We start from the raw sequence: 23,457 nt of genomic DNA on the forward strand, positions 1-23,457 counted from the left end.
ATTGCAGTATCCGGGCACCGGGGTGATCTCTCCGGGGCTAAGATCGACGAGTTAGGTTAGCCTTACCTGATTCCTCGGGGGTGCCTTGCCGTTGCGGCTCTACCTGACCGCGCTCAAACCGACCGACTCCGTGACGGACGGCTTCCTGCCCGCGGCGCGGGCGCTCGGTTGCGAGGTGATCATCCTGACCGATCGCCCGGAGCGGCATCCGCACGCGGTGGCGTGTGACGTACGGGACCCGCGGGCCCTGATCGACGCCGTCGAGCAGCTCGGCCGGCCGGACGCGATCTTCTCCAACTCCGACCACCTGCAGACGGAGACCGCGCTCGCGGCATCCTACTTCGGGCTGCCCGGCAAGGACTGGCGGGCGTGCGCGACGGCCAAGAACAAGTTCCTGACCCGGCGCAGGCTGGCCGAGGCCGGGATCGAGCGGGTGTTCTCGCTGCGGCTCGGGCCGGGCGATCCCGTGCCCGCCGACGTGCCGTACCCCGTGGTGCTCAAGCCCCGCGAAGGGGTGGCCAGCGAGGACGTCAAGCTGGTCGAGCGGGACCTGGCGCGGGCCGTGGCCGAAGTCAGACGGCGGCGTCCCGGCGAGGCGCTGGTCGTGGAGGAGTACCTGGAAGGGCCGCTGCGGACGCTGGAGACGCTGGGGGACGAGAGCGGGCTGCGGGTGCTCGGCGGGTTCGAGACGAGCCTGGGGGCACTGCCGTACTTCGTCGAGGAGCGGCTGGACTGGGCGCCCGAGCCGGACGCGCACGTGCTCGCCGCGCTGCGGGCGCTCGGCGTGGGGTTCGGCGCCTGTCACACCGAGTACGTGCTCACCGCGGCCGGGCCCAGGATCGTCGAGGTCAACTACCGCGTGATCGGCGACCACTGCGACTTCCTGATGGCGGACGTGCTCGGGGTGCCCTTGTTCGAGTGGATCCTGCGGGTGCACCTCGGGGAGCGCGTCCCTTCCTTCACGAACGGGAGCGATTTCGGGAGTGCCGTCAGTCTTGTCGCGGACCGCGAGGGGGTCGTCAAGGAGGCGCCGGGGCACGAGAGCGTGACCAGCGGCGACGTACGGCTGTGGCACCGGCCGCTGCGCGAGGTGGGCGACATCGTCACGCTGACCAGGACGAACCGCGACTACCTGGGCGTCGTCCGCGGCGTCGGCCCCTCCCGCGAGCTGGTGGACGCGGCCATCGAGGACTACCGGGCCACCCGGCCGTGGGTGGTCGAATGAGCTCCAGGGAGGCCCACCTGGCCGCCCGCGTGCTGAACGCCCTGCTGCGCGAGGACTACGGGCGGCTGGCCGCCCGCATCACCAGGACCAGGGACGGCGTCGGGCTGACGCTGGCCGACGGGCGGTGGGCGCGGCTGACGCCCGGGGTGCTGTTCCAGGACTTCGTGCTCGCGCCTGAGGAGCGGCTGGGGCTCGAACAGGTGCTGGAGACGCTGGCGGAGGTCGCCGACCCGGCGGACGCGGAGGGGGTGGCCGCCTTCTTCGACGAATGTCTGGCGGCCCTGGCCGCGCTCGAACTGCATGACGGGGTCGCGGCCTCCGTGCTGCGCTCCGGGCCCTCGTACGAGACGCTGGCCGCGTTCGTGGACCATCCGGTCTATCCGACCTCGCGCGCGCGGGTGGGGATGGCTCCGGGCGAGCTGCCCGCGTACGCGCCGGAGTTCGGGCCCTCGTTCGAGCTGCGGTGGGCGGCGGTCCCGCGCCGGGCGCTCGCCCCGGGCTCCGCCGCGCGCCTGCCCGCCGACGTCACGCCGGACGGGGAGTGGGAGGTCGGCGCCGGCGAGGTGCTCTTCCCCGTGCACCCGCTGTCCGTCGCGGAGGTGCGCAAGATCGATGGCGTACGGGTGCTGGACGGGGCGGCCGTCACCGTACGGCCCACGCTGTCCATGCGCACCGTCGAGCTGAGCCCGCGCCTGCACCTCAAGCTGCCCCTGCCCATCAGCACCCTCGGCGTGCGGAACCGGCGCTCGATCAAGCCGGGCACGCTGGCCGACGGCGCCACGGCCGAGACGCTGCTGCGCCGGCTGGCCGATCCCGACGTCGTCCTGGCCGACGAGCAGACCTGGGCGCACGCCGGCCACGAGTACCTGGCCTGGATGGTCAGGCGGCTGCCCGAGGGCACGATCGTGCCGGTCGCCGCGCTGAACGCCCCCGGGGTGCTCGCCGAGCTGGGCGACGTGCTGCCCGGCTACCTGCGGCTGCTGCTGCGCTGGAACGTGCGGCTCTTCGTCCGGTACGGCGTCGCCCTCGAAGCCCACCAGCAGAACCTGGCCCTGCTCTTCCAGGGCGAACGCATGCGCCTGCTGGTCAAGGACAACGACGGCCTGCTCGCCTCACCGTCGCGGCTGCGGGCCGCCGGGGTCGAGGTGCCCGATTTCGCCGACGAACGCCTGCTGAACGACGACCCCCACGCCCTCGCGGACGTCTTCGTCACCATCACGCTGCACCTGGCCGCCGCCGCCGTGACGTTCGGCGCCCTGCCGCACGCCCGCGCGGCCGCCCTGGTCAGGGAGACGCTGGCCGAGGCCCTGGACGAGTACGGCGACGACCCCATGGCCAAGATCCTGCGCGGCCGGACGCTCGACGCGGTCAGGCTCACCGGCAAGTCCATGATCACCGCTGGGACCCTCGTGTCGAAGGAGCGCTCAGGCGCCCGTGACGTCAACAAGTTCTACGGCACCAGCGGGCCCAACTATCTGAGGAGAGCTTGAATGCTGCGAGGACTGGCCGTCGACGCCGTCGAAGCCGTCGAAGCGCCCTCCGGCCTGACCGACGCGCCCTTCGACCTGGCCGGCGCACCTTCCGACGCGCTTTCCCGCCGGGCCGAGGCGGGCCGGGCCGAGGCGCCTTCCCGCCTTGCTGAGGAGGCGACGCTGGCGACTCTGCTGCGGTGCTGTGTGCGGGAGGTGGCCGGGCCGCGCGGCCTGGTGTGGCCGGCGCCGCCGTACCTGCTGTTGCGGGTGGCGGGGACGCTGCTGCGGGCCCGCACCTCCGGCGGCGCGGCGCTGCGCTTCGAGGGCCGGCCCGAGCGGCTGGAATCCGGCGCGTGGCGGCCGCTGACGAGCGACGAACTGGTCCGCCTCGTTGAGACCGAGCTGCGCGGGCACGCCGTCGAGGGAGGTGTCGCGGCGCACGGACAGAATGGCGAGTTCGCCGGGCAGGTGGTGGCCAGCAGGCGGGCCGTGGCCGCGATCCTGGAAACCAGGGCGAAGGCGGAGCCGCCCGCCGATCCGTGGCTGGCCTCGGAGCAGGCGCTGGTGTACGGGCACCCGTTCCACCCCAGCCCCAAAGCGCGAGGCGGCGGCGACTGGCTGCGATACGCGCCCGAGACCCACGCCGAATTCCCCCTCAGGCTGCTCGGCGTCCGGGAGGACGTCCTGGACGAGGGCGGCGACCCCGCCGCGCTGGACGCGATGGGCCGGGCCCCCGACGGCTACCGCGTGCTGCCCGCGCACCCGTGGCAGCTCGACCTGCTGCGACCGGCCTTCGGGCCGGAACTGATCGACCTCGGCCCTGGCCCGGTGGTGACCCCGACCTCGTCCGTACGCACGGTGTACGCCCCGGACGCGGAGGTCTGCCTGAAGTTCTCCCTGGACGTCCGGATCACCAACTGCGTACGCAAGAACGCCTGGTACGAGCTGGCCGGCGCGGTCGAGCTGACCCGGCGCCTGGCGCCCCTCTTCGACCTGACGGCCGCCCGGCATCCGGGCACCCGCTGGCTGCCCGAACCCGGCTACCGCTCGGCCGGCCTCGGCGTCCGGCTGCGCGAAGGGCTCGGCGTGATCGTCCGGCGCGGCCCCTGGGCGGTCTGCTCCCCCGGCGTGACCCCGGTCCTGGCCGCCGCCCTCGCCATGACCGCCCCGGTGACGGATCCGCTCGCGTGGTGGCGGGCGTACGTGACGGTGGTGGCGCCGCCGGTGCTGGAGCTGTACTTCACGCACGGCGTAGTGCTGGAACCCCACCTGCAGAACGTCCTGGTCGGGCTGGACGCCTCCGGCACCCCGGTGCAGGCCGTCTTCCGCGACCTGGAGGGCACCAAGCTCGTCGCGGGCCGCCACGACCTGTCGGGGCTGCCCCCCGAAGTGGCCGGCGCGCTGACCTACGACGCCGGGCGCGGCTGGGCGCGCGTGGTCTACTGCCTGCTCGTGAACCATCTCACCGAGATCGCCGCCACGGTCGCCGGGACCGACGACGAGCTGCTGCGCGAGCTGTGGCGGATCGCCCGCGACGTGCTCGCCCGCCAGGCGGACGAGCTGGGCCGGCCGCTGCCGCTGTCCGACCTGCTGGCGGGGGCGCCGTTGCCCGCCAAGGCGAACCTGGGCGTGCGCTGGGCCAGGGCGGCCGACCGCGCCGCCGGTTACGCCCCGATCGCGAACCCGCTCGCATGATCGGCCCGCGCGTCCAGGAGGCCGCCACACGCCTTCCCCAGGTCCCGGCCTACCTCTATGACCTGCCCGCGCTGGACGAGCACGTCGCGTCCGTACGGCACGCGCTGGGCCCCACGGAGCTGTACTACGCCGTCAAGGCCAACCCCGACCCCGAGCTGCTGCGGGTCCTGGCCCGGCACGTGGACGGGTTCGAGGTGTCGTCGGCCGGCGAGCACGCGCACGTCACCGGCCTGCTGCCGGGGGTGCCGGTGACGCTGGGCGGGCCCGGCAAGACCGACGCCGAGCTGCGCCTGCCGCACCACCGGCTGCACGTGGAGTCCCCGAACGAGCTGCGCCGCCTGCTCGCCGCGGGCGTCGAGGCCGACGTGCTGCTCCGGCTGAACCCCGACCTGCCGGTCGAGGGCGCGGCGCTGACGATGAGCGGGCCGTTCGGGATGGACGAGGACGGGGTGGCGGAGTGCCTGCCGCTGTTCGGCGACCGCGTGCGGCTGCGCGGCCTGCACACGCACCTGGCCAGCGGGCTGGAGGCCGATCGGCTGCTCGGGCTGGCGCGGGCGTTGCTGGACAACCCGTACGAGGAGGTCAACCTGGGCGGCGGGATGGCGGTGTCGTACGAGAGCCCCGAGACCAGGTTCGACTGGGAGACGTACGGGGCCGGGCTGGCGGAGCTGGGGCGGGGCAGGCGGCTGCGGATCGAGCCGGGCCGGGCGCTGACCGCCTACTGCGGCTACTACGTGACGAAGGTCGTGGACGTGAAGCGGGTGCGCGGCCGGGCGTACGCGGTGCTGCTGGGCGGCACCCACCACCTGCGCACGCCGGCCACCAAGGGCCATGACCAGCCGTTCACGGTCCTTCCCACGGGCAAGGGCCGGACCGTGGACGGGCCGGTCACGCTCGTCGGCCAGCTCTGCACCCCGAAAGACGTCTTCGCCGGAAATATCGTGACCTCACTCGCCGTCGGCGACACAGTGGTCTTCGAGATGGCCGGGGCCTACGCCTGGAACATCTCCCACCACGACTTCCTCATGCACCCGAAGCCCGCTTTCCATCATCTACGAGCTTGACCCGCTCGATCAGCGCGACCAGCCCGTCGGCGTCGAGCAGGTCGACCGGCCGCACGGTGCGGTTGGCGCGCACGTAGTGGAAGGCCGCCCCCACCTCCTCCAGCGGCACGTCCGCGAGGTGCGCCCAGGCCAGCCGGTAGGCCGCCAGCTGCACGGTGGCGGCCTTGGCCGCCTTGCCCCGCGGCGGCTGCCCGGTCTTCCAGTCGACGACCTCGTAACCGCCGCCCGGCCGCTCGAAGACGGCGTCCATCCGCCCGCGCACCAGCCGGTCGGCGATCATCGTCTCGAACGGCACCTCAAGGTCGATCGGCCGCCGGTCGGCCCACTCGCTCTCCTCGAACCGCTCCTGCAGCTCCGCCAGCCGCACATCGGCCTCTTCGAGCTCCTCGTCGTAGAGCTCCAGGTCGTCGATGAGCCGCTGCTGCTCCCACCGCGTCTCCAGCCACTTGTGGAACGAGGTGCCGCGCCGGGCCAGCGGCGCCGGCTTGACCGGGACGGGCCGGCGGATCCTGCGGGCCAGCTCGCGCGGATCGGCCGCCAGCGTCACCAGTGACGACACGGTCAGCTTGGCCGGCAGCTCGACCGTGGTGGCAGGCCGGCGCCGGTGCAGCTCGCGCTCACGCAGCAGCAGGTCGGTGTCGCGGTCCCAGGCACGCAGCCGCTCTTCCTCGTACGTCTTGAGCGGCTCGTCGTCATCGTCGTCGCCCAGCGTGCCGGCCAGGGCGTCCTCGACCAGGTGGGCGCCGTCGAGCACGGACTCGTAGCGCAGCCCCTCGGGCGTGACCGGCCAGACCGCCTCGGCCGGCTCGGCCAGCAGCGGGTTGGTGGCGCCGTCGGCCAGGTCGTCGGCCCAGGTGGAGACCCGGTCGGCGGTGTCGCGGATCTCCAGCAGGAAGTCGGAGGGCGCGAGGGGCTTGGTCGCGGTGCCCCAGCGGTAGCCGGAGGCGATCAGGTGGTAGTGGGCTCGGGTCACGGCGACGTAGGCGAGCCTGCGCTCCTCCATCAGGTCGCGCTCGCGGCAGTGCTCGTCGAACGCCGCCAGCTCCTCCTTGCTCAGCCCGCTCAGCCGGGGCAGGTCGGCGGCGTCGCCGCGCAGGCCGTAGGGGAGCTTGCGCGGGTTTTCCGTCCAGCGGCTGTTCATCACCGGGGTGGCGGGGAACATGCTGCCGGTCGCGATCGTCCCCTTCGAGCTGACCAGCTGTGACAGGCCGGGCACCACCACGATCGGCCACTCCAGGCCCTTCGAGGCGTGCACGGTCATCAGCTTGACGCTGTTGCTCTCGCCGACCCGGCCCGCCTCCAGCCCGAACTCCTCGCTCTCCGCCGCCTGCAAGTAGGCCAGGAAGGCGCCCAGCGTCGGGTCCTCGGAGTCGCCGGCGAACCTGGAGGCCGCGTCGAGGAACGCGTCGAGGTCGGCCCGTGCCGCGAACGCCCCCACCACGCCGCTGCGCGCGGCCACCTCGATGTCGAGGCCCAGCCTGCGCTCGACCTCCGTGATCAGGTCGGGCAGCGGCTGCGCGGTGTGCGCGCGCAACTGACGCAGCTCGTGGGCGAGCGCCACCAGCCTGGTGCGGGCCAGCGGCGAGAACGACTCCAGCCACGCCTCCCTGTCGGGCAGCTCGTCGAGCGCGTCGACCAGGCTGCCGCGCTCTTCGGCCAGGTCGGCCACCACCTGGTCGAGCGGGTCGCTCTCGCGGTGGCTGTCGCTCAGCTCGCGGGCCAGCTCTCTGGCGTGCTCGCCCAGCACCCGCAGGTCGGCGGGGCCGATCCGCCAGCGGGGCCCGGCCAGCAGCCGGGCCAGCGCGTCGCCGGCCGTGGGGTCGTAGAGGACGCGCAGCGTGGCCACGATGTCGTTGACCTCGGGCACGGTCAGCAGGCCGCCCAGGCCCACCACCTCGACCGGGATGTCGCGATCTTCGAGCGCCCTGCGCAGCGCGGGGAACTGCGAGCGCTTCCTGGCCAGGATCGCGACGTCCTGCGGCTGGACGGCGAGGGTCTTCTTGCGCTCCTTCTCCCCCCACGGCAGCCCGTCGGGCGCGACCTCCTGGCCGAGGATCTTGGCGATGCCGTCGGCGATCCACCTGGCCTCGTCTTCGGCCGTCTCGTGGAAGGCGCAGGTGACGCGGCCCCGGTCGACCCGGTTGGGGCCCGGGATGAGGACCGGCACCTCTCTCGCCTCCATCCGCAGCGGGAGCTGGACCCGGGCGGCGACGTCGAGGACGCGGTCGCCGTTGCGGAAGCTGACGCTGAGCTGGCGGACGGGGGCCCGGTCGCCCGAGGCGGTGCGGAAGTCCTGCGGGAAGCGGCGCAGGTTGCCGGCCGAGGCGCCGCGCCAGCCGTAGATGGACTGGCACGGGTCTCCGACGGCGGTGACCGGATGGCCGCCGCCGTAGAGCGAGCGCAGCAGGACGAGCTGGGCGTGGCTGGTGTCCTGGTATTCGTCGAGCAGGACCACGGAGTAGCGGGATCGTTCGATCTCGCCGACCTCCTTGTGACCGGCCGCGATCCTCGCGGCCAGCGACATCTGGTCGCCGTAGTCGATGACCTCACGCCCGCGCTTGAGCCGCTCGTACGCCTGCACCAGCGGCAGCAGTTGCTCCCTGGCCGCCTGGACGCTGACCGGCTTGCGCTGCGCGAGCGTGGTGCGGCCGGGGAGCAGGTCGAGCCGCTCGCGCAGCCACTCTCCCACCCGGCGCACGTCGGCGGGCGAGCGCAGGTGCTCCGACAGCTCGCCGGCCAGCTCCAGCAGGGCGGCCGTGACCGACGGCGGGCCCAGCTCGATCCTGTCCATCGGGCCGTCGTACATCGCCACCACCCGCGAGGCGAGCTGCCACGACACGGCCGGCGTGACCAGCCGCATCGTCGGCTCCAGCCCCTCGCGCAGCGCGTGGTCGGTGACCAGGCGGGCGGCGTAGGCGTGGTAGGTGGACACGGTCGGCTCGGTGTCGAGCGAGCCGGGCTCGACCAGGCCGGCCTCCGCCAGGCCGTTGAGCCGCTCTCTGACCCGGGTGGCCAGCTCGGCCGCAGCCTTGCGGGTGAACGTCAGGCCCAGCACGTTTTCCGGTTTGACCAGGCCGTTGGCGACCAGCCAGACCACGCGCCCCGCCATGGTCTCGCTCTTGCCCGAGCCGGCGCCGGCCATGACGACCATCGGCTCCAGGGGGGCCTCGATGACCTCCGCCTGCTCGGGGGTGGGGGGCAGGATGCCGAGCTTGCCGGCGAGTTCGGCCGGGGTCAGCACACCTGGCCCCCGTTGTCGTTGACCGGGCAGCTGGCCCTGGCCGCGCACGTGCGGCAGCCGTCGTTGACCTTCGCCTGGAAGAACGGCCCCGACATGCCGATCGCCACCGTGTCGACCAGGTCTCTGGCCCAGCCTGGATCCTTGTCGTCGGCCAGCGCGCCCTGTTTCTGCTCCAGGGCGTCGTTCTTACCCGCCGCCTTGCCGAGCTGGAGCAGCGCCGCCCCGCCGGGCTCGGTCATGCCGTGCCTGGCGAACGCGCCCAGCAGCGCGGCAAGCTGGTAGACGCCGAGCTGCGGGTGCCGGTCGAGGTCGCCCGTCTTGGGCTTGGAGCCGCCCGTCTTGAGGTCGATGATCACCGCCCGGTTCTCCGAGTCGCGCTCGACGCGGTCGACGCGGCCCTTGATCTGCACGCCCTCCGACACCATCGCCGTGAACGCCTCCTCCAGGGCCACCAGCTCGCGCGGATTCTCCTTGTGCCAGCGCAGGAACTTGCCGATCATCTGCTCGGCCACCTGGCGCTGCTTGCGGTTGTACCAGACGCCGCCGAAGTCGAGCTCGTTCCAGATCTGGTCGAGGCGGTCGCCCAGCAGGTCTTCGCTGGGCAGGTCGGTGGCCGCCAGCACGGCCAGGGCGTGGATGATGTTGCCCAGGCCCTGCGCGGTGCTCGTGCCGGCCGCCCCCACCGCCGTCTCCAGGAGCCAGCGCAGGCCGCACTTGGTGAAGCTCTCGACCGCCGACGGTGAGATGTTCACGATGTCGCCGGGCCAGCTCAGCGGGCGGTCGTCGGAGATGGGGGTCAGGGCGTACCAGTCGTTGGGGTGGGCGCCCTGGACCCCGGCGGCGGCCAGGCGGGCCAGTTGCCGGGCCGCCCGCCGACGCACCCTGGCCGGCTTGGTGGGGTCGGTCACCGCGCTGCGCAGGTCGGCCACCAGCGCGGACATGGTGAGCCAGCGGGCCCGGTCGTCGACCGTGGCCGACTCGACCGCGCCCGGCATCAGCTCCGACAGGAACCTGGACGGCCGCTCGTCGGTGTCTTCCCCGCCCACGGCGGTGACCACGAGCCTGCGCCTGGCCCTGGTGGCGGCCACGTAGAACAGCCTGCGCTCCTCGGCCAGCAGCTTGGAGGCCAGCGAGGCGGCGTTGGGCTTGGCGCCCTCGACCACCTCCACCAGGTCTTCGACGCCCAGCATCGAGCCGCGCAGGCGCAGGTCGGGCCAGACGCCCTCCTGCACGCCCGCCACCACCACGACGTCCCACTCCAGGCCCTTGGAGCGGTGGGCGGTCAGCACGCGCACGGCGTCGCCGTCGGGGGCGCGGTCGGCCAGCGTGTCGCCGGGGATCTCCTGGGCGGCCAGGTCGTCGATGAACACCTCGGGGCCGGCCATGGGCATGCGGTCGACGAACTTGGCCGCGTGGTCGAACAGCGCCACGACGGCGTCGAGGTCGCGATCGGCCTGGGCGCCCCTGGGGCCGCCCGACAGGCTCAGCTCGCCCCACCGCCCGGCCAGGCCGCTGCCGTCCCAGACGGCCCACAGGAGGTCTTCGGCGGTGCCCTGCTGCCTGGCGGCCTCGCGGGCGGTGGCCAGCAGCTTGGCCACCCGCTCGGCCGGCAGCGCCACGTGGGGCTCGATCCGGGTCAGCTCCCGCACGTCCTTGATGGCGGCCACGAGCAACTCACCCGATGAACGCGCCCCAGCCCGCGACGGCACCTCGGCCTCGTCATCACCACCGGCCTCGTCGTCGCTGCCGGCGGCCTCGTCGCCGGAGTCGGGCTCGTCACCGCCGTCCGTCTCGGTCGCCTGTACGGCCTCGTTCTCGGCGATCTTGAGGGCGCGGCGCAGGCGGCGCACGCCGATCATGTCGGTGCCGCCGAGCGGCCCCGTCAGCAGTTCCTCGGCCACCCCCTCGTCGAGCTCGGCCGGATCCAGCGCCACCCGGAGCATCGTGAGCAGCGGCCGCACGCCGGGCTCCTGCGCGATCGGCACCTCGTCACCGGCGATCATTGTGGGCACCCCGGCGTTGACCAGCGCCCGCCGCAGCAGCGGCACCTGCCGGCGGGCCGAGCGGACCAGCACCGCCATCCGGTGCCACGGCACCCCGTCGATCAGGTGGGCGCGGCGCAGCGTGTCGGCCACGATCGCGGCCTCCTGGCTGACGCTGTCGGCCAGCAGCACCCGCACGTCGCCCGGGTCGGCGTCGGGCAGCGGCACCAGGTCGCGGTGGCCGTGGCGCTGGTCGTGCTCGGGCGCGGGCGCGACCGGGAGCCTGGCCGCCACCCGGCGTGATGCCTCCAGCAGGTCGGCCCCGCTCCTGCGGCACACCCGCAGCGCCAGCACCGGCGCCTCACGCCCGTCGCGGCTCTTGAACCGCTCGGGGAACTTGAGTATGCCCTGCACGTCGGCGCCTCTGAACCCGTAGATCGACTGGTCGGGGTCGCCCACCGCGACCAGGTCGCGGCCGTCGCCGGCGAGGTGGGCCAGCAGCAGCTCCTGGGCCGGGTCGGTGTCCTGGTATTCGTCGACGAACACCACGTCGTGCGCGGCCCGCTCGCGCTCGCGCACCTCCGGGTCGGCCAGCAGCGCGGAGGCCGCCCCGACCAGCTCGGCGTAGTCGTAGGTCTCCTCGGGGGCCAGGTCGAAGCGGTCCTGGTAGCGCTCGGCGAAGCGCCCGGCCACCGCCCAGTCGGCGCGCCCGTGCAGCCGGCCGAGCGCCACCAGCCGCTCTGCGTCCAGGCCGCGCTCGTTGGCCCTGGACAGGAAGTCGCGCAGCTCCTCGGCGAAGCCGCGCGTCTTGAGCGCCTCGCGCAGCGAGGCGGGCCATTCGGGCGCGCCCCGCTCCAGCTCGCCGTGGAGCAGCCGGCGGATCTCCAGCAGCTGCTCGGGGCCGGTGAGCAGGCGCGGCGGCGCCTTGCCCGCCAGCACGCACTCGCGGCGCAGCAGCGCGTAGGCGTAGGAGTGGAAGGTCAGCGCCAGCGGGGAGCGGGTGGTGCGGCGCAGGCGGCCGGTGACGCGCCGGCGCAGCTCCTCCGCGGCCTTGCGGCTGAAGGTGAGGATGAGCACGCGCTCGGGGTCGACGCCGCGCCGCTCGATCCGCTCGACCACGCTCTCGACGATCGTGGTGGTCTTGCCGGTGCCTGGACCTGCGAGAACGAGGAGCGGGCCGCCCTGGTGGGCCACCACGGCACGCTGGTGCTCATCCAGCACAGGAGGCGCAGCGGGCCCCCCGCCCCCTCGTCGCACCAACCGCCAGGTCTGAGCACTCACAGCACTAGATTCCACCAGACCACAGGGGTAGATCGTGCCGACTTGCCCGGTCTCCCTGGGAGATCCGCCTACGTTATCGAGGGAGATGCCGGATTTCTCGTGACACGCCGGTGGGTTTGTTCGCCCGCAGCGTCACGATGGGACGGCGGCACCGGCGATTTGCGCCCTCTCACGGAGAGTGAAGACCTGTAGCGTACAGTCAATGTTCGCCTTTGTGCGGGGGGTTCGAGCGCATGCGCTGGCAGGTCCACTCGGAGAAGTCGCTCTATCGCGATCCATGGATGGACGTCCGCGTGGCGGATGTGGAGCTGCCCGACGGGAGCCGGCTCGACCACCGGCTGCTGCGCACGGCGCCGGCCGCGGGAGCCGTGGTGACCGACGACCGCGATCGGGTGCTGCTCATCTGGCGCCACCGCTTCATCACCGACAGCTGGGCGTGGGAGATCCCGCTCGGGCAGGTCGAGGAGGGCGAATCGCCGGTGGCCGCGGCCGCGCGCGAGTTCGAGGAGGAGACCGGCTGGCGTCCTGGGCCGCTGCGTCCGCTGATGGGCCTCCAGCCGAGCAACGGCGTCTCCGACAGCCTGCACCACGTCTACCGGGGCGATTCGGCCACCCACATCGGGCCCCCTTCTGATCCGTGGGAGGCCGAGCGGGTGGAGTGGGTGCCGCTCGCGCGGGTCCGCAAGCTGATCGACAGCGGTGAGATCGTCTGCGCCACCAGCACCTCGGCGCTGCTCTACGTGCTCGTCGAGCACCTGCCGGCCGGCGGCGCGAAGGCCGGGGCCCGCGGCCTGGACCACGACCCTGGCCGGCGATACGTGCTGCCCGACGACCTGCCCGAGCTCTTCTGAACGCCAAAGGCCCCGCCCTCGCCGGGCGGGGCCTGTTCAGGCGTCAGGAGAAGAGGTGGTCCACCACCCGGGCCGTGGCCTTGCCGTCGTCGCGGGGCGCGAACGTGGCGCGGAAGGCGTCGTAGCGGTCGGCGTGGGCCGCCGCCACCTCGTCGATCGAGCGCAGCGCGTCGACCACGTCGGCCGACGTCGAGAGCAACGGCCCCGGCGCCTGCTCGGGCAGGTCGATGTAGAGACCGCGCTTGGCGGAGTATTTCGCCAGGTCGTAGCCGTAGAGCACGATCGGCTTGCCGGTGGCGGCGAAGTCGAACATGACCGAGGAGTAGTCGGTCACGAGCACGTCGGCCACCAGCAGCAGATCCGCGATATCCGGATACGTGGTGACGTCGCGGGCGATGTCGGGTACGGCGGGCGCGGCCTGCATCGGATGGGCGCGGACCAGGATCTCGTGGTCGGCGCCCAGCGCCTCGCGGGCCTTGGCCAGGTCGAGCTTGACCATCGCGTTCTTGCGGTCGTAGTCGCGCCACGTCGGCGCGTACAGCACCACGCGCTTGCCCTCGGCCAGGCCCAGCCGCTCGCGCACGGCCGCGGCCAGCGCGTCCCTGTCGGGCGAGTTGAGCACGTCGTTGCGGGGCAGGCCGCTCTCCAGGATCTCGCCCTTGTAGCCGAACGCCTTGCGCAGCACCGGCGTGGCCCACGGCGACTGCGACAGCAGCAGGTCCCAGCCGCGCACCTCGGCCACCTGGCGGTGCCAGATCGGCGGCCTCGGGTCGCGCTTCATGTGGGACTGGTCGCCGCCGATGAGCTTGGCCGGGGTGCCGTGCCAGGTCTGCACCACCACCTGGTCCTCGCGGGCGCGGAACCAGACGGGCAGGAACGAGTTGGTGATGATGTGGCGGGACCTGGCCAGCGCCTCGTGGTGCTCGCGGCTGCCGGCGCGGATGACGGTCGCGCCGCCGGGCGGCACGAACGCGCCGTCCTTGACCACCCACAGGTGCTCGCGGTCGTCGCCCCTGCGCAGGCGCTCCTCGTAGATGGCGCGGACGCTGTCGGCGTAGAGCCGGCCGTCGTTGACCACGTACACGGTGGCGTCGCGCAGCGGCTCGGTGCGCTGGGCCGGGTAGAAGACGCGGCGCAGGACATGGGTGCCCGCGACGCCGCGCTCCTGCGCGGGACGGTCCTCCTCGACGGTGATCACCGGGACGTCGAAGCGGGTGGAGATCATCCGGTAGAGGTGACCGCCGAGCGTGCGCGGCTCCTCGTCCAGGCCGCCCAGGGCCGCGTGGTCCATCCGCAGCGGGACGATCTCGCCCGACGGGTGGCGCAGCGACATGTTCCAGGTGCCGGAGAAGAGCGGGACGGCCTCGCCGAAGCGGTCCATCGAGGCCGGCTCCACCCGCACGGTGAACTCCTGGCCGGAGCGCTCCATGGGCAGCCAGTACGACAGCCCCGACCGGTGCCGCAGCGTGAGCGTGCGGGGCCCGGGCGCGTCGGGATAGTCGCCGCGCAGCACGAGCGCGGAGCCCTCCCAGGTCGCCGAGGTGATCACCGGGCGGATGCGGTGGGCGGAGACCACGACCCGGTCACGGCGGTCGCCGAGCACGGTGATCTCGCGGTCGCCCACCGGCGTGCGGGTCTCCACCAGGTCGGCCAGCATGACGGAGGCCGCCGGGTCGCCCTTGGGCTCGACCCAGAGCCGCCGCCCGTCCTTCTCCTGCAGCAGCGCGGGCACGGCCAGCCCGACCTTGACCTCGGTGCCGTCGCCCGACGGGGTGAAGTCGGCGGCGATGCGGTGGCCGCCCAGCCTGGCGTGGCCCTTGGTGACCTGACGGCCGGGCAGGGAGATCTTCAGTTCGAGATGCTCGCCGTCGAGCGTCACGCCGGTCAGCTCGGCCCTGTTGGGCTGGAGCACGACCTGCAGCGCCCGGTCGGAGGTCCAGACCGGCCTGACCCACCAGCCGGGCTTCAGCTTGAGCCCGGCGGGCCGCTCGGGACGGCCGATCGAGGAGCCGCGCAGCAGGCCCGTGGCCCGCGCGCCCCGGCTCCAGAACACGATCTCGGCCCGCCACGTCGTGGCGTCAGGCACGGACGGACGGTGCCGCATGCGGCGGCGCACGCCCGAGACCACGCCGCGCACGGCGCCGCGCCAGCGCAGCGGCCACATGCTCACCTCGGCGTTGAAGCCGGACCAGTCGTAGTTGCAGCCCGGCTCGCGCGCCCCGTGGGTGGCCTCGGGGGCCAGCACCCGGCGGGTGCGCATCCGGATGGGCGGCAACCAGCGCGGCCCGCGCAACACCACGGTCGCCCGGTTGAACCTGCGGCTGCGGACCGAGAGCCCCGCCAGGTAGGCGAAGCCGGTCACGCGCAGCTTGCCGTCGACCCAGACGATGTCGTCGATGTGGGTGACGGGCACCAGGTCGGCGCGCCGCAGGCGGTAGAGGTCGGGCGGCAGTTCGTCGCGGAAGGGCAGGTCGGCGTACCAGCGCAGGCCCTTGCGGATGCGCTTGGACGGCTCTGCCGCCGCCGTCACCACCTTGGTGAGCGTCTCGCCGTCGACGAGTTCCTCGTCGGGGCGGGTCTCGATCAGGTGGCACAGGACGCGGCGCGCGACCGGCAGGTCGCGCTTGACGCCGGCGTCCACGCCCGCGAGGTACGGGCGGATGAGGTCGAGCATCTCGCGCCGTCGCGCGGGGCCGCGTTTGACCGCCAGCTCGATGCGCGCGCCGAGGTGGTTGCTGAGCACCTCGGTGTCGAATGCCGCGTCGCGGCCGCCTGGGCCGACGGCTCGCATGACCGCTTCAAAAGGCTCGCCACGATCACAGAGATCCTGGACAGCCTTCAGGCGGTCGGCGAGCGAATCGCCGCCCTGGCTTTGGGCTGTGACGCCGGTGGCCATAGGGGTGGCACCGCCTTTCGGGCCGCCATCAGTGTTTTGCCCATGGTAATGGGAGTCACATGTCACAGAATCGCCGTATTGGAGAAAGTGCTGGTCAACTGGGTTACTGAAAATCGGCTGAACGCCCGTCCCAGCGCGCCAAGCGCATGTCCACCCGCTCGCCGCGCAGCGGAGTGCCCTCTTCGCGCCAGTGGTCCAGACAGCGTCGCAGGTGGTCAGGGGCCGCGGCGGTGCCGTCGGCGTGGACGACGCGCCACCACGGCACGCCGCCGCCCCACGTGGACATGACCTTGCCCACCTGACGGGGGCCGCCCTCGCCGAGATATTCGGCGATGTCGCCGTACGCCATGACCTTGCCGGGCGGAATCCGCTCGACCACGTCGAGCACGCGCTCGGCGAAGGGGTTCACGGGCTCCATGCGGACGGGCCCGCGTCGATGATCTCCTCGAACTTGCCGATCTCCACCACGCTGCCGCCCGTCGAGACCTCGATGACGCCGTCGCGCAGCGCGTAGACCTCGCCGTCCTCGCCCATGAGCCGGGCGCCGAGCGCGGTCGCCAGCCTCAGGAGCTGGGCCACCTGCCAGTCGGAGCCGGGCTCACCGACCAGTTGGCCGTGCCAGCGGGCGACGGCGTGCGTGCCACCCCCGTGCCCGGCCACGATCTCCTCAGATCCGCGCAGCTCGAAACCGGCCGGCGCGATGGCCTTCGCGAGCTCCGCGAAGGCGAGTGGCGACTCGCGCACCACCCGCAGCTCGTATCCCATGACGCGCGACCATAGCGGATCTTCCCACCAACGAGAAACCTGTTCACCTCATGCCGTTATGCCTGGTCGAGCATATCGTCGCGCCTGGTCGACGCCTGTCATCGGGCCCGTCACTGCTCCTTACGCTGGTTGAGCACGACGATCGCGCCGCAGAACGTGACCAGCGCCACGAGCAGGCCGCCCCCGTACAGCCACAGCCGCACGGGGTCGGGGCCGGGCCTGGTGGGCACCGGAGAGTCCTCGCCCTGACCGAAGTGCTCCATCCCGGGCGTGATGCTGCGCTGGGCGCCCGTGAGCCGCTCGGCGGCGTTCAGCGCGGCGGCGGCGTCCACCACGCCGAACCCGGTCTTGTCGTCGTAGCCGGCCGCCGGCCGGCCCCTGGCGCTCGCCGCCAGGGCCTGCGCGACCTGCTCGGGCGGCAACGTCGGATGACGCGACTTGATCAGCGCGGCCACCCCTGCCACCAGCGCGGCGGCCGAACTGGTGCCCTCGGACAGCTCGTAGCCCTTCTTGCGCTTGACCACCGGCACCTGCACGCCGGGCGCGGAGACCAGCACGGACAGGTTGTCGCTGCTGAACGTGGCCCGCCGGCCCTGCTTGTCGGTGGCGGCCACGCCGATGACGCCGGGGTAGCCGGCCGGGAAGCTCCAGTAGGAGGTGCCCTTGTCCTTGGCGTATTGGGTCAGGCCGTCGTTGCCCACGGCCGCGACCAGCACGACGCCCTTGCTGAGCGCGTACGAGACCGCCTCGCGCTCCGACCTGAGCGGGCCGTACGAGCCGATCGACATGCTGACCACCTGGGCGCCGTGGTTGGCGGCGTAGCGGAGCGCGCGGGCCAGCGGGCTCTCCGCCGACGCCTCGCTCTCCAGCGGCGGGATGAGCGCGGGCTCGTCATCGATGACCATGGGCAGCGACAGGATGTGGGCCGCCGGCGCGGTGCCGATGAGCCCGTCGTCCTTGCCCGAGCCCGCGATCAGGGCGGCCATGGCGGTGCCGTGCCGGCCGGGCGGCAGCTCGCGGGTGATCGAGCCCGAGGTCATGTCGGGGCCGGCGGTGACGCGGCCCTTCAGCTCCTTGATCTCGCCGTCGACGGCGCTGTCGACGACGGCGACGGTGATGTTCTCCCCCTTGGTGACCTGCCACGCCTGCTCGATGTTGAGCGCGTCGAGCACCCACTGCTGCTGCTCCCTGACGGGATCGGCGGCGGGTGCGGAGAAGGCGAGCAGCGCGGCGGTGACGACGCGTACGGCGGTCAGCACACGTTCCCCTGGGTGCAGGGCGGCACCTTGGGCGGGTCCGCCAGGAAGTAGGCGATCTGGTTGCCGATCGACTTGGCGGCCGGCCACAACTCGCTGTGCAGGATCTCCTCGGGCGGGATCGCGGCCCTGGTGCGCCCGTCGGCGTAACCCGCCGTCGAGAACACGAGGTAGGGGCCGGCGCCCACCCATCCGGTGCGCTGGCGCTGGTCGGGCCCGAAGCGCTCGCTCACTGTGCCGGGGAAGGCGACGGGCAGCACGCCGACGCGGTCGTCCTGGGTGAGCTCCTCGACCGCCGAGATCCTGGACGCCTCGTCCTTCAGCACGGCCACGCCGACCGTGATGACGAAGGAGGCCGTCTGGTCGATGTAGGTGGCCCGCAGCATGGTGAGGCAGCCGTGGTTCTGCAGCACACCGGCCACGGAGGCGTCCACGCCCTTGGCGCACTCGGTCTCGGGGGCGATGCCGACCCTTCTGGCGTACTGCTGGGCGCGGTCGAGCCCGAGGTATCGCACCTCTTCGGGGAAGACCCCACTGGCGGGCCACGCCTGCCAGCGGCGGGCGATCTCCTCCTGCTTGTACTGGTTCTGCTCGGCGGGCGTCAGCGGACGCGAGCGCGTCTCGGCGACCATGCCGACCGTGCCGAGCAGCACGACGACCGCCGACACGGCGATGATGACGCCGAGCAGCGTCACGAAGACCCGGCGATTGCGAATGCCCTGCTGGAGGAGGGCCAGCTCGGCCCGCTCCTTGGCCTCCGTACGCCGGCGCGAGCCCGCCGCCGGCCATGAGCGCACGCGTGATCGCCGGCCGGTGGTGGCGCCGAGCGGGTTCCTGCGCCCCTGCGTGGCCTCTCCCTCGGCACGCGGGAGCCCTGTGACCGACCTACGTCCCTTCACCACCGCCTCGTTCCCGCATTCGCTTCGTGTCTATTTCGTCCCCCTTGGTGGGCGGATCATGCGTCCTGCGCCATGGAGGCCCGGCGTACCCGCCTGACCAGGATGAATATGACGGCCAGGGACGCGAGCGCGCCGGCGCCGGCCGTGGCGGCGACCGCCGCGTAGACCGTGACGCGGCGTTCGTCCCTGAAGATGACCTTGACCGGCCCCGCCTGCCCGCCGGCCAGCGGCCGGGCCGGGTCCTGGGCCTGGGCGCCCGCGGCGGTCTCGGTGTGCCCGGCCAGCCGGGCCGCCTCGGCCAGGGCCTTGGCGGCGTTGACCACGCCGAAGCCGGTCGCGGTGTCGTAGCCGCCTGGAGGCCGGTCGGTGGCGCTGTCGGCCATGGCCCGCGCCACCAGGGGCGGCGACATGCGCGGATGGCGCGCCTTGATCAGCGCGGCCACGCCCGACACCAGCGCGCTGGCCTGCGAGGTGCCCCGGCCGACCCAGTATTCGTCGCCCGGGCCCGCGCCCATGATGTCCACACCGGGCGCGGCCACCAGCACCGAGGAGTTCCAGTTGGAGAACGTGGCCCGCCGCAGCTCTCCGTCGGTCGCGCCGACGGAGACGACGCCGGGGAAGGCCGCCGGGTAGGAGTAGGGGGCGAAGTCGCCTTCGACCTTCCTGTCGCCCCGGTTGCCCGCGGCGGCGACGAGCACGACGCCCTTGGAGATGGCGTAGCGGATGGCCGCGCGCTCCTCCCTGGTCGCCAGCTCCTTGGAGATCGACATGTTGATGACGTCTGCCCCCTCGTCCACCGCGTAGCGGATGCCCTTGGCCACCACGTTCTCGAAGCGCTCGGCCGAGTTGAACTCCCGGAAGCCCGGCTCCTCGTCTTCGAGGATGACCCTTACCGACAGTACGTCCGCTTCGGGCGCGACGCCGATGATCCCCCGTTTTCCCTGGGGTCCGTGGCCGTGCCCGGCGATCAGGGAGGCCATGTAGGTGCCGTGCAGCCTGCTGGGCGTGGTGCCGGGCGGGTTTGCGCCCTCGGTGAAATCTTTGCCCACGCGGACCGAGCCGGCCAGGTCGCGATGGCCCGGATCGACGCCGGAGTCGAGCACCGCCACCAGCACGCCCGCGCCCTTGCTGGTCCGCCACGCCTGCGGCAGTTTCAGCGTCTCGATGACGGCCTGCTGTCCGCCGCGCACGTCATCGGCGTGGGCGGGGTGGAGCAGGGTTCCGGCCGCGGCGGGGGCGGCGGCGAGCAGCAACACCCCCACCACGGCGCCGACGCCGCGCCCCCTGCCCCCGGTCAGCACCGCCACTCCTTCGCGGCGCAGTCGGGCATCTTCGGGGTGCTCAGCGCACTCAGCACGCGCTCGGCGATGTCGGTGGCGAAGGCGAAGATCGCGGGACGGGGCTCGCCGGCCGCGTCGGCCGGGCGCCCGTCGACCTGGCCGGCCGTGGTCAGCACCAGGTACGGGCCCGCCTGGCGGACCGACCCCGACTGGCGCACGGCCGGCGTGAACCGGTCGGAGACCGTGCCGGTGAAGGCCAGCGGACGCAGCCCGGGCGCCGGTTTGCCGTTGTCGGCGAAGGCCGACCTGGCGTGCACGGCCCCAGGCTCGTCGCGCAGCGCCACCACGCCGATCGTGACGAGCACGCCGCGCAACGCGTCCACGTACGTGGCCCGCAGGACGCCCTTGCAGCCCGCCGCCCGCAGCGTCGCGACCGCCTTGGCGTCCACGGCGTCCTTCCCGCACGTCGCGTGCGGCGAGATGCCGACCCGGTGGGCCCGCTCGTGCCCGCCCTGTTCGGCGGAGTAGGGCAGCGTCGCGGGGAAGATGCGGCCCGTGGGCCAGGTGCGCCAGCGCTCGGCCACCTCCAGCGCGGCCGCCGTGCGCAGCTCGGCCGTGCTGGGCCCCCTGGTGAGCTCCGTGCCCGCCGCGCTGCCCGCCGCTCCGGCGGTCACCGCGCAGAACAGTGTCAGCGCGGAGGCCACCACGAGTGTGGGCCAGGGGCGGGCGGAGTTCACACCTTCGACCTTAAAGCGGATGTCGGGGGAACATCCCCAGAAACCCTCAGTAGCTGGGCAGGCTCGGGTCCACGGTCTTGACCCAGCTCAGCACGCCACCGCCCACGTGGACGGCGTCGGAGAAGCCGGCGTTCTTGACGACCGCGAGCGCCTCGGCCGAGCGCGCGCCCGACTTGCAGTGGAGCACGATCTTCTTGTCCTGGGGCAGCCTCTCCAGGGCCGAGCCGTTGAGGAACTCGCCCTTGGGGATCAGCGTGGCGCCAGGGATGGAGACGATCTCGTACTCGTTGAGCTCGCGGACGTCGACGACGTAGATGTTCTCGCCGCGGTCCATCATGCCCTTGAGCTCGGCCGCGGTGATCGTGGAGCCGCTGGCGGCCTCGGCGGCCTCGTCGGAGACCGCGCCGCAGAAGGCCTCGTAGTCGTCGAGCAGCTGGGTGACCGACGGGTCCTTGCCGCACAGCACGCACTCGGGGTCCTTGCGGACCTTGACGTCGCGGTACTTCATCTCCAGGGCGTCATAGATCATCAGCCGGCCGACCAGCGGGTCGCCGATGCCGGTCAGCAGCTTGATGGCCTCGTTGACCTGGATGGAGCCGATGGACGCGCACAGCACGCCGAGCACGCCGCCCTCGGCGCACGACGGCACCATGCCGGGAGGCGGGGGCTCCGGGTAGAGGCAGCGGTAGCAGGGCCCGTGCTCGGCCCAGAAGACGCTGGCCTGGCCGTCGAAGCGGTAGATCGAGCCCCAGACGTACGGCTTGCCGAGCAGCACGGCGGCGTCGTTCACCATGTAGCGGGTGGCGAAGTTGTCGGTGCCGTCGACGATGAGGTCGTAGCCGGCGAAGATCTCCATGACGTTTTCGGTCGTCAGCGCCGTGTTGTGGATCACGACGTCGACCAGCGGGTTGATCTCGCGGATCGAGGCGGCGGCACTCTCGGCCTTCGGCCGGCCCACGTCGGACTGGCCGTGGATGACCTGGCGCTGCAGGTTGGACTCATCGACCACGTCGAAGTCGATGATGCCGAGGGTGCCGACACCCGCCGCCGCGAGATACAGCAGCGCGGGGGAGCCCAAGCCACCGGCGCCCACGCACAGCACCTTGGCGTTCTTCAGCCGCTTCTGCCCCGCCATGCCCACATCGGGAATGATCAGGTGGCGCGAGTAGCGGCGCACTTCGTCGACGGTCAGCTCTGCGGCCGGCTCGACCAGCGGTGGCAACGACACGTTCTACGCTCCCGTTTCAGGGGTCTTATCTCAACTGTGAAACCTAGCTGGGCAGTGGGGCATTCCCCAATCGAGTCTCACTGATCAGACGGCGTGCCTCGGCCGCCACCACCTTCGGCGTCTCCATCATCGCCACGTGCCCCGCCGTCGGCAGCAGCACCAGCCTGACCTGCCGGAACGTACGGTACGCCTTCCTCGCCATGGCCGGGCGGACCAGGCGGTCGTGGCGGCCGTGAATGATCAGGGTGCGGGCCCTGACCTTCTCCGCCTGGCGCCACAGCGTGTCCTCGCCCCTGCGGAAGTACTCGGCGACGATGCCCCGCGCGGAGCGGATCATGGCCTCGCCCGCGTGCGGCAGGTCGTCACGCCTGCGCTGCTCGTCGATGGCGTCGCGCAGGCGTACGGGGTGCACGGCGCCCGCGTCGGCCCACACCAAGGACATGGACGCGGTGATGCGCTGCTCGACCGGGATCATGCGCAGCCTGTCGGCCACCCACTCGCCCAGCCTGGGCACCGCCGCCGCGGCGATGCGGACGGGGCCGTACCTCGGGAGCAGATCGGGCAGGGCCGGCGAGACGAGCGTGAGCGAGCGGACCAGGTCGGGGCGGGAGGCGGCCACCCTGACCGCGATCGCGCCGCCGAGCGAGTTGCCGAACAGGTGGGCCGGGCCCGTGTGCTCCAGCAGGCCGATCACGGCGCCCGCGTGGGCGGCGACCGAGTAGTCACCGTCGGGCGGCACGGGCGAGAACCCCGCGCCCGGCAGGTCGATGGCGTGGCCGGTGACGGTGTCCTTGAGCTCGTCCATCAGATCGGTCCAGTTGGTCGCCGCCCCCGCCAGGCCGTGCACGAACACCGCCTGCTCGGCGGGGCCCTTCGGCGTGGATCGGACGTGCACCGAGCCGATCATGCGTCCCGGCCAGTGTGGGACCGGCTCCGCGGCCATGATCTCTCCTCCTCGTTTCCTTCGAACGCCTCATCCCGACTTTCCACGATAACCATCGGCCCTTGGTGGGGGCCGGACTCCGTACGGAGGGGTACGCGCATGATCGGCGGAGGGCTCACCGTCCTGAGCGGCGCCCCCCTGCGCCCTCGACGATCGCCCTCGACCGGCCCGGCGGGCCAGGCTGGGCCGGGCGCCCCGGGCCGCCCCCCCCCCTGCGGCGGGGAGCACCCCGCCGGGCCCAACCCCTGCCATGGCCGCCGGCCGGGGGCTGACCCGGGCGTGTCTGGATTTTTCGCTGGATAGATGTCTAAGCGATCTCATGACGCACCAAGGCTGTGGCAAAAGCTGGCGTAAGCCGTTTATGGCCATCCCCGCCGGAAAGCATGACGATACCTAGCGTGACGAGCGAGGCACGTATCGTGAACAGACGGAACGGGCCGGCGAGCGTCATGGCCGGGATCCACGCACAGCGGCGGACATCTCCCGGGACGGCTCGATCGCCGGTTCCCGCCTGACGATGATCGCCGCTCGCGCCGGACAACGCACCTCGGCTTTTGGCACGCATCCCCATTGTGGCGAAAACGGCCAAGCCTGCTCGTGCGTTTGTCATGGCCGGCGTCGCGTCATTGTTCGCTCGCGGAC

16 protein-coding genes are annotated in these 23,457 nt (G+C 72.6%); 5 read left to right on the forward strand and 11 right to left on the reverse strand.

Annotated elements, in window-relative coordinates; all coding sequences use genetic code 11:
• The first annotated feature begins 91 nt into the window (after positions 1–91).
• The 4 genes from ABFX54_RS37065 to ABFX54_RS37080 are packed head-to-tail and all read left to right on the forward strand — an operon-like array spanning position 92 to position 5,456.
• Entirely contained in the window at positions 92–1,225 is a 1,134-nt protein-coding gene (locus ABFX54_RS37065; RefSeq protein ID WP_346111402.1) for a siderophore biosynthesis protein, read from the forward strand.
• Complete coding sequence (locus ABFX54_RS37070; protein ID WP_346111403.1) at positions 1,222–2,715, forward strand: IucA/IucC family protein; 1,494 nt, start codon at positions 1,222–1,224, stop codon at positions 2,713–2,715. The genes ABFX54_RS37065 and ABFX54_RS37070 overlap by 4 nt, the downstream gene beginning before the upstream one ends.
• A complete protein-coding gene (locus ABFX54_RS37075; protein ID WP_346111404.1) occupies positions 2,716–4,392 on the forward strand; it encodes an IucA/IucC family protein in 1,677 nt (558 codons plus the stop codon).
• Positions 4,389–5,456, forward strand: a complete 1,068-nt coding sequence (locus ABFX54_RS37080; protein WP_346111405.1) for a type III PLP-dependent enzyme domain-containing protein — start codon at positions 4,389–4,391, stop codon at positions 5,454–5,456. The genes ABFX54_RS37075 and ABFX54_RS37080 overlap by 4 nt, the downstream gene beginning before the upstream one ends.
• Here ABFX54_RS37080 and ABFX54_RS37085 read toward each other — a convergent pair.
• Positions 5,416–8,697, reverse strand: a complete 3,282-nt coding sequence (locus ABFX54_RS37085) for an ATP-dependent helicase (RefSeq protein WP_346111406.1) — start codon at positions 8,695–8,697, stop codon at positions 5,416–5,418. The genes ABFX54_RS37080 and ABFX54_RS37085 overlap by 41 nt on opposite strands.
• Positions 8,691–11,900, reverse strand: coding sequence for an ATP-dependent helicase (locus ABFX54_RS37090; protein WP_346111407.1), 3,210 nt, complete (start codon positions 11,898–11,900; stop codon positions 8,691–8,693). Before ABFX54_RS37090 ends, ABFX54_RS37085 begins: the two co-directional genes overlap by 7 nt.
• A gap of 293 nt (positions 11,901–12,193) precedes the next feature.
• Here ABFX54_RS37090 and ABFX54_RS37095 point away from each other — a divergent pair, with 293 nt between their 5' ends.
• Positions 12,194–12,811 carry an NUDIX domain-containing protein gene (locus tag ABFX54_RS37095; RefSeq protein WP_346111408.1) on the forward strand — a complete coding sequence of 206 codons (618 nt, stop codon included), beginning with the start codon at positions 12,194–12,196 and terminating at the stop codon, positions 12,809–12,811.
• A 43-nt stretch (positions 12,812–12,854) separates the two neighbouring features.
• Here ABFX54_RS37095 and ABFX54_RS37100 read toward each other — a convergent pair whose 3' ends face one another.
• The 9 genes from ABFX54_RS37100 to ABFX54_RS37140 form a co-directional block, all read right to left on the reverse strand.
• Positions 12,855–15,602: a CDP-glycerol glycerophosphotransferase family protein gene (locus ABFX54_RS37100; RefSeq protein ID WP_346111409.1), complete on the reverse strand. Its 2,748-nt coding sequence runs from the start codon at positions 15,600–15,602 to the stop codon at positions 12,855–12,857.
• Positions 15,603–15,810: 208 nt separating this feature from the next.
• Complete coding sequence (locus ABFX54_RS37105) at positions 15,811–16,125, reverse strand: MGMT family protein (RefSeq protein ID WP_346111410.1); 315 nt, start codon at positions 16,123–16,125, stop codon at positions 15,811–15,813.
• Entirely contained in the window at positions 16,113–16,472 is a 360-nt protein-coding gene (locus ABFX54_RS37110; protein ID WP_346111412.1) for a hypothetical protein, read from the reverse strand. The genes ABFX54_RS37105 and ABFX54_RS37110 overlap by 13 nt, the downstream gene beginning before the upstream one ends.
• 110 nt (positions 16,473–16,582) lie before the next feature.
• On the reverse strand, positions 16,583–17,731 hold the full coding sequence (locus ABFX54_RS37115) for a S8 family serine peptidase (RefSeq protein ID WP_346111413.1): 1,149 nt from the start codon (positions 17,729–17,731) through the stop codon (positions 16,583–16,585).
• Positions 17,725–18,627, reverse strand: a complete 903-nt coding sequence (locus ABFX54_RS37120) for a hypothetical protein (RefSeq protein ID WP_346111414.1) — start codon at positions 18,625–18,627, stop codon at positions 17,725–17,727. The genes ABFX54_RS37115 and ABFX54_RS37120 overlap by 7 nt, the downstream gene beginning before the upstream one ends.
• Before the next feature lie 56 nt (positions 18,628–18,683).
• On the reverse strand, positions 18,684–19,928 hold the full coding sequence (locus ABFX54_RS37125) for a S8 family serine peptidase (protein ID WP_346111415.1): 1,245 nt from the start codon (positions 19,926–19,928) through the stop codon (positions 18,684–18,686).
• Positions 19,922–20,644 carry a hypothetical protein gene (locus ABFX54_RS37130; protein WP_346111416.1) on the reverse strand — a complete coding sequence of 241 codons (723 nt, stop codon included), beginning with the start codon at positions 20,642–20,644 and terminating at the stop codon, positions 19,922–19,924. The genes ABFX54_RS37125 and ABFX54_RS37130 overlap by 7 nt, the downstream gene beginning before the upstream one ends.
• A gap of 46 nt (positions 20,645–20,690) precedes the next feature.
• Positions 20,691–21,872: an adenylyltransferase/sulfurtransferase MoeZ gene (gene moeZ / locus ABFX54_RS37135; protein WP_346111417.1), complete on the reverse strand. Its 1,182-nt coding sequence runs from the start codon at positions 21,870–21,872 to the stop codon at positions 20,691–20,693.
• 43 nt (positions 21,873–21,915) lie between these two features.
• On the reverse strand, positions 21,916–22,815 hold the full coding sequence (locus ABFX54_RS37140) for an alpha/beta fold hydrolase (RefSeq protein WP_346111418.1): 900 nt from the start codon (positions 22,813–22,815) through the stop codon (positions 21,916–21,918).
• Positions 22,816–23,457 lie beyond the last annotated feature (642 nt).

The organism is Nonomuraea maheshkhaliensis, from assembly GCF_039529435.1.
In the GTDB taxonomy this organism is placed as follows: Bacteria; Actinomycetota; Actinomycetes; order Streptosporangiales; family Streptosporangiaceae; genus Nonomuraea; species Nonomuraea maheshkhaliensis.

Bases quoted from the DNA above. Each gene is read 5' to 3' on its own strand.
- ABFX54_RS37080 (WP_346111405.1), top strand. From the start codon at position 4,389: ATGATCGGCCCGCGCGTCCAGGAGGCCGCCACACGCCTTCCCCAGGTC.
- ABFX54_RS37110 (WP_346111412.1), bottom strand. From the start codon at position 16,472: ATGGGATACGAGCTGCGGGTGGTGCGCGAGTCGCCACTCGCCTTCGCG.
- ABFX54_RS37105 (WP_346111410.1), bottom strand. From the start codon at position 16,125: ATGGAGCCCGTGAACCCCTTCGCCGAGCGCGTGCTCGACGTGGTCGAG.
- ABFX54_RS37075 (WP_346111404.1), top strand. From the start codon at position 2,716: ATGCTGCGAGGACTGGCCGTCGACGCCGTCGAAGCCGTCGAAGCGCCC.
- ABFX54_RS37095 (WP_346111408.1), top strand. From the start codon at position 12,194: ATGCGCTGGCAGGTCCACTCGGAGAAGTCGCTCTATCGCGATCCATGG.
- ABFX54_RS37140 (WP_346111418.1), bottom strand. From the start codon at position 22,815: ATGGCCGCGGAGCCGGTCCCACACTGGCCGGGACGCATGATCGGCTCG.
- ABFX54_RS37070 (WP_346111403.1), top strand. From the start codon at position 1,222: ATGAGCTCCAGGGAGGCCCACCTGGCCGCCCGCGTGCTGAACGCCCTG.
- ABFX54_RS37100 (WP_346111409.1), bottom strand. From the start codon at position 15,602: ATGCGAGCCGTCGGCCCAGGCGGCCGCGACGCGGCATTCGACACCGAG.